Origin of the sequence: Paenirhodobacter hankyongi (genome assembly GCF_003664585.1) — a bacterium.
Lineage (GTDB): Bacteria > Pseudomonadota > Alphaproteobacteria > Rhodobacterales > Rhodobacteraceae > Rhodobacter > Rhodobacter hankyongi.
Genome location: NZ_RCHI01000006.1, coordinates 60959 through 72382, shown reverse-complemented (window position 1 = coordinate 72382; position 11424 = coordinate 60959). Strand labels below are relative to the sequence as shown.

The 11424-nt window shown below is 66.1% G+C and carries 17 protein-coding genes and 1 tRNA gene; 9 read left to right on the top strand and 9 right to left on the bottom strand.

What is annotated here, in order from left to right; translation table 11 throughout:
• Position 1 precedes the first annotated feature (1 nt).
• Together DYS74_RS08085 and DYS74_RS08080 are read right to left on the bottom strand one after the other, a co-directional pair.
• On the bottom strand, positions 2-505 hold the full coding sequence (locus DYS74_RS08085) for an ImmA/IrrE family metallo-endopeptidase (RefSeq protein ID WP_121532677.1): 504 nt from the start codon (positions 503-505) through the stop codon (positions 2-4).
• A gap of 152 nt (positions 506-657) precedes the next feature.
• A complete protein-coding gene (locus DYS74_RS08080) occupies positions 658-909 on the bottom strand; it encodes a helix-turn-helix domain-containing protein (protein ID WP_121532675.1) in 252 nt (83 codons plus the stop codon).
• A 79-nt stretch (positions 910-988) separates the two neighbouring features.
• Between DYS74_RS08080 and DYS74_RS08075 the strand changes: the two genes are divergently transcribed.
• From DYS74_RS08075 to DYS74_RS08040, 8 genes are all read left to right on the top strand, one after another.
• Positions 989-1180 carry a hypothetical protein gene (locus DYS74_RS08075; protein ID WP_121532673.1) on the top strand — a complete coding sequence of 64 codons (192 nt, stop codon included), beginning with the start codon at positions 989-991 and terminating at the stop codon, positions 1178-1180.
• Positions 1177-1455, top strand: coding sequence for a hypothetical protein (locus tag DYS74_RS08070; RefSeq protein ID WP_121532671.1), 279 nt, complete (start codon positions 1177-1179; stop codon positions 1453-1455). Before DYS74_RS08075 ends, DYS74_RS08070 begins: the two co-directional genes overlap by 4 nt.
• 91 nt (positions 1456-1546) lie before the next feature.
• Positions 1547-2128, top strand: coding sequence for a hypothetical protein (locus tag DYS74_RS08065; RefSeq protein WP_121532669.1), 582 nt, complete (start codon positions 1547-1549; stop codon positions 2126-2128).
• Positions 2129-2134: 6 nt separating this feature from the next.
• A complete protein-coding gene (locus DYS74_RS08060) occupies positions 2135-3451 on the top strand; it encodes a phage portal protein (RefSeq protein WP_121532667.1) in 1317 nt (438 codons plus the stop codon).
• Complete coding sequence (locus DYS74_RS08055; protein ID WP_121532665.1) at positions 3448-5199, top strand: prohead protease/major capsid protein fusion protein; 1752 nt, start codon at positions 3448-3450, stop codon at positions 5197-5199. The genes DYS74_RS08060 and DYS74_RS08055 overlap by 4 nt, the downstream gene beginning before the upstream one ends.
• Positions 5199-5420: a phage head-tail joining protein gene (locus tag DYS74_RS08050; RefSeq protein ID WP_121532663.1), complete on the top strand. Its 222-nt coding sequence runs from the start codon at positions 5199-5201 to the stop codon at positions 5418-5420. Before DYS74_RS08055 ends, DYS74_RS08050 begins: the two co-directional genes overlap by 1 nt.
• 1 nt (position 5421) lies before the next feature.
• The gene (locus DYS74_RS08045) at positions 5422-5607 is read left to right on the top strand and encodes a hypothetical protein (protein ID WP_121532661.1); all 186 of its coding nucleotides are present in this window, start codon (positions 5422-5424) and stop codon (positions 5605-5607) included.
• The gene (locus DYS74_RS08040) at positions 5600-6766 is read left to right on the top strand and encodes a tyrosine-type recombinase/integrase (protein WP_121532659.1); all 1167 of its coding nucleotides are present in this window, start codon (positions 5600-5602) and stop codon (positions 6764-6766) included. The genes DYS74_RS08045 and DYS74_RS08040 overlap by 8 nt, the downstream gene beginning before the upstream one ends.
• 6 nt (positions 6767-6772) lie before the next feature.
• Here the strand turns inward: DYS74_RS08040 and DYS74_RS08035 are convergent.
• Positions 6773-6849: transfer RNA gene (locus DYS74_RS08035), tRNA-His, on the bottom strand.
• A gap of 128 nt (positions 6850-6977) precedes the next feature.
• Between DYS74_RS08035 and DYS74_RS08030 the strand changes: the two genes are divergently transcribed.
• Positions 6978-7214: a DUF6324 family protein gene (locus DYS74_RS08030; RefSeq protein ID WP_121532657.1), complete on the top strand. Its 237-nt coding sequence runs from the start codon at positions 6978-6980 to the stop codon at positions 7212-7214.
• On the opposite strand, the gene DYS74_RS08025 is transcribed toward DYS74_RS08030, so the two are convergent.
• The 6 genes from DYS74_RS08025 to DYS74_RS08000 all read right to left on the bottom strand — a co-directional run bounded on the left by DYS74_RS08025 (position 7198) and on the right by DYS74_RS08000 (position 11242).
• The gene (locus DYS74_RS08025; protein WP_121532655.1) at positions 7198-7668 is read right to left on the bottom strand and encodes an MmcB family DNA repair protein; all 471 of its coding nucleotides are present in this window, start codon (positions 7666-7668) and stop codon (positions 7198-7200) included. The genes DYS74_RS08030 and DYS74_RS08025 overlap by 17 nt on opposite strands.
• Positions 7669-7988: 320 nt before the next feature.
• A complete protein-coding gene (locus DYS74_RS08020; RefSeq protein ID WP_121532653.1) occupies positions 7989-8339 on the bottom strand; it encodes a hypothetical protein in 351 nt (116 codons plus the stop codon).
• A gap of 126 nt (positions 8340-8465) precedes the next feature.
• Entirely contained in the window at positions 8466-8966 is a 501-nt protein-coding gene (nusB, locus tag DYS74_RS08015) for a transcription antitermination factor NusB (protein ID WP_121532651.1), read from the bottom strand.
• Positions 8963-9514, bottom strand: a complete 552-nt coding sequence (locus tag DYS74_RS08010; protein WP_121532649.1) for a 6,7-dimethyl-8-ribityllumazine synthase — start codon at positions 9512-9514, stop codon at positions 8963-8965. Before DYS74_RS08010 ends, nusB begins: the two co-directional genes overlap by 4 nt.
• 1 nt (position 9515) lies before the next feature.
• Positions 9516-10649, bottom strand: coding sequence for a 3,4-dihydroxy-2-butanone-4-phosphate synthase (gene ribB, locus DYS74_RS08005; RefSeq protein ID WP_121532647.1), 1134 nt, complete (start codon positions 10647-10649; stop codon positions 9516-9518).
• Complete coding sequence (locus tag DYS74_RS08000; protein WP_121532645.1) at positions 10646-11242, bottom strand: riboflavin synthase; 597 nt, start codon at positions 11240-11242, stop codon at positions 10646-10648. Before DYS74_RS08000 ends, ribB begins: the two co-directional genes overlap by 4 nt.
• Positions 11243-11424: the final 182 nt, after the last annotated feature.

Here is an 11424-nt window from a genome sequence, read left to right as displayed (position 1 = left end):
GTCATCGTTCTTCATTCGCGACGCGGAAGCTCATCATGGTGTAGGATACCCCGAAGGCCTCGGCCAAAGAGGAAACAGTCGACGCCCGCATGACAGGGCGGAGCAACCGGCTAGGCACAAGCAAGTGCGCAGCAAAGTGGTTTGCTTCCTTCTCTAGCACAGAACGATTATTCGCCACAGCATGCCGCGGCAGAACCGCATAGGCATCTGGGGATCGTTCAAAAAGCTCCTTATGCAACAGCCAGTGACCGAGTTCATGCGCGATGGTGAAGGTCTGGCGTTCCGGCTTGTCGTCCCGGTTCACATACAGACGCTCCCCTCGGAAGTCACAGAAGCCCGCCACTGAGTTGGAATGCTTCCCAAAGTCAGCAAACACAACATCAACGCCAGTTCCTTCAGCGATAGCCCGAACCGGAATAGGTGGACGCTCGAACTTGCAGGTAAGGCTATCGGCCTTCGCCTTCGCGACGTCCCACCGAACGCGCCCGGGAATGGTGTCAAGCATGTCATCCCCTCCTCGACAGCAGTGAAGAATCAACCGCTCTTTTGTGAGCGGCTATTTACGTAAGCTAACTGATCTTGACAACGAAATGTTAGAAATACGTGAAACATCAAGCCATCGGTGCAGAGTTCCGCCCACTTTTGACCAAAATGTGATCACGTTTTCCGCAACCGCACCCCAGCACCACCGCCGTTCTCCGGGATGAACTCGACGCCGGCGGCTTCGAGGGCCCGGCACACGGCATCAACATTGTTCGCCATGCCTGACGCAGGCCCTTCGCTGGCTTCCATCCTGCGCAGCGTTGGCACAGACACCTTCGCGGCAGCCGCGAGCTCTGCTTGGGGCATCCCGAGCAAAGTGCGTGCCGCTGCGATCTGGCGCCCCGTTGGGTGAGTGTTTTCGCTCATTCTGATTGATACCTATTGACTTTCAGTCAGATTGAGCGATTTATATCAAGAATAGGAAAAACACTCAACGGAGCCCGTAATGCCGAACCATGTTCCGGCAGCCGCCCCCGGCTTGCCTGCCGCCCGCCTTGACGTCATCCACGACTGCCTCGCGCTCGCGCTCGACGCGACCGAGCGCCCGGCCGGCTACAGCCAGACCGAACGCGAGGCCCGTGCCTACATCCGCTCGGCCCTGCGCCAGACCTGCAAGCTGATGGAGGCCCGGGCATGAAACGCCGCAGCTTCCTCGCCGCCGCCCCGGCCCTCGGCCTGATCGGCCTTCCCGCGCCCATGCTCGCCCTTCCCGCGCCAAGCTTCGAAGAGCGCGCCGAGGAAATCGCCGAGATGATGCGTCAGCACTTCCGCCCGACCCTGCCCGAGGGGGTCGAGCGCTACGCCATCACCATTCAGGACGCCCCGGGCATCCCCATGGGCCCGAACGACTGCCGCATGATCGGTTACGCCGGGGCGCTGAACTGGTTTCCGGGCGGGGGCGGGTGGCACTGAGCGGGACCAAAGATCCACACAAAAAGAGTGCACACGTCTTGAGTGGTGACCTGCATTCCTGTATTCTCCACACACCTAGAGGGGATTTAACATGAAACGCAAAGCACTCCTGGCCGTCACCGGCTGCACTCCGAAAGCCTTCGAGATGTATTCCGCCCGCGGCTTCCTCCCGTTCATCATCGAAGAGCGCAACTGGTCGGATTACACGATCGGCAACGCCTTCCAGCTCCAGGCGCTTCTGGATGCCGCCGACGGGACCGACCTCGCCGGCGCCTCCACCCTTGCGAAACAGGCCATCGACAAGCTCTATCCGCTGAGCCCGTTCGCCTACACCGGGGACGAGGAGCTGTTCATTGCTCTGGTGCGCTATGACTGGGACGATGCGCCCGAGGACTGGACCTGCACCTACGTGCTCGCCGGGCGCTGGCAGGACATCAAGGACCAGCTCGAGAAGCTGCCCGAGATGATCGACCCCACGATCCGCGTGCGGTCGGTTCTGACGCTTTCCGCCACGAAGATCGCGCACAAGGTTCTGCGCGAAGCCCGTGACTTCGGCTTGCCGGAAGGCGAAGTGCATTCGGTGCCCGAAGACCTGACCGGCTATCCGGAGTGGTTCAAGAAAGCCGAAACTGCGCGTCGCGCGCTCCTCAACGGTTGGGACCGGGACGAGTAACGGCAAATGGCCTTCCTTTTCAACATCATCGAGAGGCTGTTCAAGCGCTCCGGGATCGAGGCGGGGGGCGGCGGCGATCGCTGGAAGGGGGCTGCTGTGCTGACGGCCCCTCAGCAGCAGACGCTTGCCGCCCGCGGGGCGTCGAAGGCCCGGGCGGCGGCGCTTTACCTCAACACCGCACTTGGCAACCGGATCGTGGAGTGTCTGGCGTCGGCGCTGGTCGGCAAGGGCTGGCAGGCGCGCCCGCAGCACCCCGACCCGGCCGAGCGCCGCGCCCTCTCCGAAGCCTTCGAGGCGGTGACCCGCCCCATCATGCTGCCGCTTGCCCGCGGCGTTGTCCGCGACGGCGAGGCCTTCGTTCAGCTGGTCGTGGGCGAGGGCGGCACGTTCCGCCCGAAGCTGCTGGCCGCCGACCAGATTGACCCGTCCCTGACCCGCGACCTCGGCAACGGGGCGCGGATTGTCGCCGGGATCGAGTTCGATGCGGCCGATCAGGTCGTGGCCTATCACGTTCTGCGCGATGCCCCAGGAACGCCGTTCGCGACCTACAGCGCCGCGGTCCGCGTGCCGGCGCAGGACATGCTGCACATCTTCGACACGCTGTTTCCCGGCCAGGTGCGCGGCCTGAGCTGGCTCACGCCGGTGCTGCTCAAGCTGCGCGACCGCGACGAGGCCTCGGACGCCATGCTGATGCAGCTCAAGGTTGCCTCGCTGATCACCGGCTTCATCCATGACCCCGACGGCAGCGCGGCCGGCTTCGCGGCCGAGGACGGGACGATGAACGTTGCCCTCGAACCCGGTGCGATGCGTATCCTGCCGACGGGCGCGGACGTGACCTTCTCGCAGCCGGGTCAGGGGCTCGCCCAGGCAATCGAGTTCCTGCGCGCCCAGGACCGCGAGATCGCGGCCGGCGTCGGCCTGACCTTCGAGGCGCTGACCGGCGATCTGGGCGAAGCGAACTACAGCTCGGCCCGCGTCGGGATGCTGGAGTTCCGCCGCCGCGCCGAGGCGATGCAGCAAAACCTGATCGAGGCGCAGTTCCTCCGCCCGCTGTGGAAGCGCTGGACCGACGTCCGCGCCCTTGCCGGGGAACTTCCCGTCACCCCCACGGACCTCGCCGATTACCACGCCGTGCGCTTCGTGGCGCCGGGCTGGGCTTGGGTCGATCCGCAGAACGAGGTGACGGCCGATGTGGCGGCAATCGCCGCCGGCCTGAAATCGCGCGAGGAGGTCGTGGCCGGCCGCGGCCGCGACATTGACGAGCTGGACGAGGAGCGCGCCCGCGACACGATGCGCCCGCAGGCCGCGGAGGTGCCCGCATGACGCTTCACCTTCGCGCCGCCGCCCCCGCCGCCTCGACCGTCGACACCGAGGCCCGCACCGTCGAGGCGATCGTTTCGACCGGGGCCGAAGTCCGCCGCCCGGGCTTCATCGAGCGGCTGGACCTCGCCGGCGCCGACCTGTCGCGGCTGATCGGGGCCCCGGTTCTCGATGCGCATCGCTCCGCCTCGACCAGCGACCAGCTCGGCGTTGTCGAGGCGGCCGAGATCCGCTCGGAAGGGCTGTGGGTGCGGATGCGCTTCCGCAGCAACGATGCCGCCAAGGCGGTGCTGACCGATATTGCGGACGGCACCCTGCGCGGCCTGTCCATCGGCTACAGCGTGGCCGAGTGGAAAGACGAGAGGCGCGGCAACGACCGTATCCGCGCCGCAATCCGCTGGACACCGATCGAGGTGTCCGTTGTCCCGGTGCCGGCCGATGCCGGTGCCCATTTCCGCAAGGGGAACACCACCATGCCCGAAACCCTCGAACAGACCATGCAGACCCGCGCCGAGATCAATGGCGCGATCCGCACCATCGCCGAGACCGCCGGCCTCACGCGCTCCTGGGCGGATGCCCAGATCGACGCCGAGGCGAGCCTCGATGACGTTCGCGCCGCCGCCCTCGATGAGATGCAGCGCCGGTCGGCCGCCTCGGCCACGCGCACCACCCGCGCCACGATCGGCACCGACAACACCGACCCTGCCGTGATCGCCGCCCGCGCCGGCGAGGCGCTGTTTGCGCGGTCTCACCCCGAGCACGATCTTTCCGGCGCCGCGCGGGATTTCGCGCATATGAGCATCATGGATCACGCCCGTGCATCGGTGCAGCGTTCCGGCCAGGCGACCACCGGCCTGTCGCAAGACGCGATCCTGAACCGCGCCATGACCGGGCTGCACGGCACCTCTGACTTCCCGCTGATCCTGGGCGATGCCGTCGGCCGCGAGTTGCGCCGCGCCTATGAGGCGGCGCCCTCGGGTATCCGCCAACTCGCGCGTCAGTCCTCCGCCCGCGACTTCCGCGCCAAGAGCTCGATTGCCATGGGGGAGTTCTCGACGCTCGAAAAGGTCCCGGAAGGTGGCGAATTCAAGAGCAGCACGATCGACGAAAGCGCCGAGAGCTACAAGATCGAGACCTTCGGCAAGATCTTCGGGATTACCCGTCAGGCCATCGTGAACGATGACCTCGGCGCCTTCACCACGATCCCGAACAAGATCGGCACTGCCGCCAGCGCTTTCCAGGCTGACATTCTGGTCGGCATGGTGACGAAGAACCCGGCCATGTCGGACGGCAAGCCGGTGTTTCACGCCGACCGCGGCAACCTCGCCGAGACCGGCGCGGCGCCGAGCCTCACCACGCTTTCGGCTCGCCGCTTGGCGATGCGCCGGCAGACCACCCCGCTCGGCGTCCTGATCAACGCGACGCCTCGCTTCCTGCTGGTCGGCCCCGAGCTAGAGACCCTCGCCGAGCAGATCCTGACCCAGATCAACGCGACGAAGACGGAGGACGTGAACCCCTTCGGCAACCTGTCGCTGATCGTCGAGCCGCGTCTGAATGGCACGGAATGGTATCTGGCGGCCGACCCCGCCACGATCGATGGGCTTGAATATGCCTACCTTGAAGGCGCGCCGGGCCCGCAGGTCGAAACGCGCACCGGCTTCGAGGTCGATGGTGTCCAGTTCAAGGTGCGCCTCGACTTCGGTGCCGGCTGGCTCGACTTCCGCGGCTGGCAGAAGAACGAGGGTGTGTGATGGCCATTGATCTGTCCGAACTGATCGACATGCGTGACAGGCTGATCCTTGCCCGCGGCAAGGGGGTCAAGGTGGTCGAGTGCGGTCGGGAACGCATCGAGTTCAGAAGTGACGAGCAGATGGCTGCGGCCCTTGGTGATCTGGAGGTACGCATTCGTCGCGCCACCGGCACCTCGCTCACCTCGAACGTGGTCAGGTTCTCGAGCTCAAAGGGGGTGTGACGTGGCTGAGCCTCTGCCGTTCCGTGTTCCCGACCTCAAGAAGCTGGTGAAGGCAGCCCAGGACATGGGCTTGCCCGTCACCGGCATTGTTGTCGGGCCGGATGGCAGCATTCACATCAAGACGATGGATGCGAAGGAAAACGAAGCTGACGCCACGCTTGAACGCTGGATGAGGAACAATGGCTAAGGTGACGATCAAGGGCGTGTTCCCGACCTACAAGACCTTGGCCGATGGCAGCCGGCGCACCTACTGGTATCACCGGGCCACAGGCGCGCGCCTGCCCGGCGAGAAGGGCAGCCCCGAGTTCCTGGCGGCCTATCTCGAAGCCGAAAAGTCCCCGGCCCGAGACACCGGCACCGTTGCCGCGCTGATCCGGGAATACACGACTGGGCGCAAGTTCACCCACACCAAGAAGGGCAAGCCGAAGTCGGAAGCGACCAAGCGGGAATATCTGCGGATGCTGACGGCGATCGAGGCGCGCCTCGGCACCTTGCCGATCAAGGCGCTCGAAAGCCCGAGGGTGAATGCGGTCTTCATCGACTATCACGAGGAGATCGCCTTCGACCGCCCGCGGGAGGCCGACAACCGCATGACGGTCCTGTGCGCGGTGTTCAACGAGGCGAAGCGGCGCGGGCAGATTGCCCGCAACCCTCTGGATGGCTTCGAGCGCGCCTATACGGGCGACCGTTCCGAAATCATCTGGACCGAGGCTGACATTGCTCGGTTCATGGCCGGTGCTCCCCTACCGCTGCAACAGGCACTTATCCTCGCGATCCACACCGGGCAGCGGTATGGCGACCTGATCCGCCTGCGCTGGTCGGACTTTGACGGTGAGGTCATCCGCCTGGTTCAGTCGAAGACGAAGGCCAAGGTGCCCGTCCCCGCCTCGGCCGCGCTGAAACGGATGCTGGACGCCATGCCCAAGCAGGGCCCCTTCATCCTCACCCGAGCCGATGGCCGCCCCTGGCACACCGAGCGAAACGACAAGGAACTTGGCAAGGCCTGGCGCCGGCACATGCAGGCCGCGGGCTTCTATCCGAAGCCCTTCGAGGACCTGAGCAAGGAAGAGAAGCAGGGGTTCCTGCACTTCAACGACCTGCGCGGAACGGCCGTGACGCTGTTGACCGAGGCCGGCTGCACAATCCCGCAAGTGTGCTCGATCACCGGGCACACGCTGGAAAGCGCGAACCGCATCCTGCGGCACTATCTGGCATCGACGGAAGCGATCGCGAAGGCCGCGATTCTGCGTTTCGAGAACGCACCGGAAACAGCTTTTGCAAACCGGCTGCAAACCAATGCGCAAGCGAGCGCCGGCACCGACCGCAAAACCAAAGGAGTTCAGTGAGATGAATGGTACCGCCTTCCCGGTTCGAACGGGAGACCCCCAGATCCACAATCTGGTGCTCTAACCAACTGAGCTAAGGCGGCACTGCGCGGGGATTTAGCGGCAGACGCGCGGGATTGCAAGGGGCGGAAACGCCCCTTTCGGCATTTTCCGTTGCTTCGCGCCCGGCTTGGCGTTAGCCAACGTGCTCGACAGTTGCGGAGGCCACCCCATGAGCATCAACAAGCAAAGCGACATCGCCGGTGACCTGCAGATCGGGCCGACCGATCACGGCATGGTGCGCATCTACATCGTCGGCGAGGATTTCGAGTTCCCCTTCGACTTCGACCCCGAAGAGGCCGAAGACATCGCCGAGGAACTGATGGCTGCGGCCGAGCAGGCCCGCGCCATCGCCGAGGACCAGAGCGGCAAGTCCGGCAAGGGCCAGAAGCCTAAGGGTAAAAAGTAACCCCCGCCGGCCCCGGCGCCAGCGGCAGGCCGGGGTCGGTGCGGCCCTGCAGCCGCAGCGCCGCGGTGCGGGCAAAGCCCTGCGTCACCGCCTTGCGCCGCGCCGGCGCCAGCCGCACCTCGGGCGCCATGCGCGCGATCTCGCCGCCGAAGCGGTCGGCGCGGATCAGCCCGGTGTCGGCGGGCAGGATCTCGGCCGGGAAATCGGCATCCACCGCCCAGAAGAAGCGGTCGGCATAGTCGAGATAGCCGTGCCATTTGTGATCCGAGGTGAAATCGGCCCGCCCCGACTTGCATTCGACCACCCAGATCTCGCCCTTGCGGCCAAGCGCCATCACGTCGACGCGAAGCCCCGGCTTCGGCACCAGTTCGGTCACGCAGGCGAAGCCGTGATCGACAAGGCAGCGGCAGGCGCCGCAGGCGAGAAGCTGACCGGGGGTGAGATCCTGGGACATGGGGCGAATGTGAACGAAACGTAAACATTTGTCCAGCCCGCAAAGCCAGCCCCTGCCCCCTTGCCGAAGCGCGGTCACACGCCTATCTCTGGCCGTGGCGGTTACTGCTCTTCGCGTCAATGGGGCCCTTTTCCAGTGGCCGATAACCATTCCTGAGGGGGCTGGCTCTGTCGAGATCCTGGTCTCGTTACCTGGCCCCCACCTGACTTGTCAGGCTCTCGGGAAATTCACGCCCCGACGGTTGCTGCGGTTTCCGCCACCCAATGAAAAAGCCCCCCGCAGCGCGGAGGGCTTTTTTCGTTCCGGGACGCGCGCGCGGATCAGCGCGGCAGGCGCTGCACCTTGCGGCTGGCCCTCGCCTCGACCGGCACCGGAATCGGCGCCAGCTGCACCGCGGTGTCGAGCCCGGCCGGGATGCCGTCGCGCTTGCCGCCGCCCGGGGGCGTCTCGTCCTCGGCCATGCGCATGATGGTGATCGCGAATTGCACGCCGGCAAAGACCACCGTGTTCGCCAGGAAGAGGATGGCCACCGCGATATAGCCGATATCCGACGACAGGATCAGATGGCGCAGATGCGCGACGTCGAAGCCAAGCAGCAGACCGACGAAGGCGGCCGAGAGGCCGGCGCCGAAGATGACATTGCGGATATAGAGCCGGACGAGTTCGGGCATGACGATTCCCCTTTCGCTACATGCAATGTAACGCATGTCTGACAAAATCAAACAGTCCGGAATGCCGCAGGGGAAAATTCTTTTCCCGAAGCGGCGAAGGCCCGCCGGTCGGGCGGGCCAGCTGGCTCAGAACGCCTCGGGCCGGATCTCGCGCGCCATGTGGTCAAGCACGGCGTTGACGAATTTCGGCTCCTTGCCTTCGGGGAAGAAGGCGCGGGCGACCTCGACGAATTCGTTGATCACCACGCGGGCGGGGGTCGCCGGGTTCACCAGTTCCGCCCCGGCGGCACGGAACAGCGCGCGCAGCACCGGGTCGATGCGGTCGATCGGCCATTTCGCCACCAGCGCGCGGTCGGTCGCCTGGTCGATCTTCGCCTGCCACATGACGGCATCGTCAAGCAGCCGGCGGAACAGGTTCATGTCGCCTTCCGCCAGCGCCTCCTCGCCCTCTTCGAGGGCAAGGCCGAAGCGATAGTTCTCGAACTCGAGCGCGACGCGGTCCACCCCCTGCCCCGCGGCTTCCATCTGGAACAGCGCCTGCACCGCATAGAGTCGCGCGGCGGATTTCATCCGGCGCTTCTCCTCGGGGGTCAGCTTCTGCGGGGTCTCGGGGGCGGTGTCGGTCATGCTTGGCTCGGTCCTTCGGTCTCGCCGGCCAGGCGGAACGACTCACCCTGCGGGCGGAAGCCGATCCCCTGCGTCCGGCCTGCCCATTTGCGCGACAACGCGACAAGATGCAAGGCCGCAGCGGCAGCACCGCCACCCTTGTTCTGATCGGCCGGGTCGGCGCGGACCTCGGCCTGGGGGCGGTTCTCGACGGTCAGGATGCCGTTGCCGATGCACACGCCCTGCAGGCCGAGCATCGTCAGCCCGCGCGAGCTGTCGTTGCACACGGTCTCGTAATGCGTGGTCTCGCCGCGGATCACACAGCCGATCGCGACGAAACCGTCGTAATCGGCCATCCGCGCCGCCATGCCGATCGCCGTCGGGATCTCGAGCGCGCCGGGCACCTCGATCACATCGACACTCGCGCCGGCCTCGGCCGCGGTGGCCTTCGCGCCGGCGATCATGTTGTCGGCGATGTCGCGGTAATAGGGCGCCACGACGATGAGCAGGCGCACCGGCTTGTCGAAGACCGGCAGCGGCAGGGTGTAGTGCTGTTCGTTCGCCGCCATCTCAATACCCCCGCGTGCCGTCGATTTCGAGCCCGTAGCCGTCCAGCCCCACCACCTTCGGCAGGCCCGAATTGGTCAGCAGGATCAGCTTCGACAGGCCGAGCGCCGACAGGATCTGCGCGCCGAGCCCGTATTGGCGCAGCGTCTGCGGCGAGGTCTCGCCGGGCTGGGCCATCTTCATCGAGGTCTCGCGCAGCAGCACGACGACGCCGCGCCCCTCGGCCGCGATCGCCTCCATCGCGCGCCCCATCTCGCCGGCCTTGGCCGGGTTCAGCCCCAGCACGTCGGCCATCGGATCGAGCGCGTGCATGCGCACCAGAACCGGCTCGGGCGTGGTGATGTCACCCTTGGTCAGCACGATGTGCTCGGCGCCCTCGGTCTCGTCACTGAAGACGCGCATCGACCAGTCGCCGCCGAAGGCCGAGCGCACCGGTTTCTGCGCTGTCTCGCGCACCAGGTTGTCATAGCGGCGACGGTAGGCGATCAGATCGGAGATCGTGCCGATCTTCAGCCCCTGACGCTGCGCGAAGGCCACGAGGTCGGGAAGGCGCGCCATCGTGCCATCCTCGTTCATGATCTCGCAGATCACGCCGGCGGGGTTCAGCCCGGCAAGCCGCGCGATGTCGACCGCGGCCTCGGTATGGCCGGCGCGGACGAGCACCCCGCCCTCGCGGGCGCGCAGCGGGAAGACGTGGCCCGGCGTGGCGATATCGGCCGCGCCCTTGCCGGCGTCGATCGCGACGGCAATGGTGCGGGCGCGGTCATGCGCCGAGATCCCGGTGGTCACGCCCTCGCGCGCCTCGATCGAGGTGGTGAAGGCGGTCTCCTGCCGCGACGAGTTGTTCGCGCTCATCAGGCTGAGGCCAAGCGCATCGACGCGCGCCCCGGTCAGCGCCAGGCAGATCAGCCCGCGGCCGTGCATCGCCATGAAGTTGATCGCGTTCGGCGTCGCCATCTGCGCCGGGATCACGAGGTCGCCCTCGTTCTCGCGGTCCTCGTGGTCGACAAGGATGAACATCTTGCCGTTGCGCGCGTCCTCGATGATTTCCTCGATCGAGGAAATCACGTCGGAATAGCGCTTTTCCACCGGACCGGGCGTATCGTGAAGGCCGGACTTGTCCACCGGTTGCGTCATGCGTTCCACTCCTGCAGCCGCGCGACATAGCGTGCGAGCGTGTCGATTTCGAGATTGACCGGGTAGCCGGGCTGCGCCGCGCCCCAGGTCGTCGCCGCCTTGGTATGCGGGATGATGTTGACGCCGAAGGTCGTGCCCTCGACCTCGTTGACGGTCAGCGAGGTGCCGTTGAGCGCGACCGAGCCCTTCGGCGCGATGTATTTCGCCAGCGCCTCGGGGGCGCGGAAGGTGAAGCGGGTGCTGTCGCCCTCGTCGCGCATCGCGACGATCTCGGCCACGCCGTCGACATGGCCCGAGACGATATGCCCGCCCAGCTCGTCGCCCACCTTCAGCGCGCGTTCGAGGTTGAGCCGCCTGCCCACATGCCAGGAATTGCGCCCGATGCTGGTCTTCGACACGGTCTCGGCCGAGATCTCGACGTCGAACCAGTCCGCGCCCTTGGCGATCACCGTCAGGCAGACGCCGTCGCAGGCGATCGAGGCGCCGATGTCGACGCCCTCCATGTCGTAATGGCAACCGATCCGCGCGCGCAGGTCGCCCGCCTGATCGAGCGCCCGGACCTCTCCCATATCGGTCACGATTCCGGTGAACATTCCTATCCCCTTGCTCTGGCGCACCCTGCCTAGCCCGCACCGCCCGTTCACGCAAGGCCGGCGCCGCACAGCGCCTGCGCGAAATGGACATCGCGGCCACGCTTTCGCCCCATTGCGGCCGCGCTTGCCCTCCAGGATCGGCGAATTCCCGTGACAGCCCCGGGATTTCGCCCCAGAAGGGG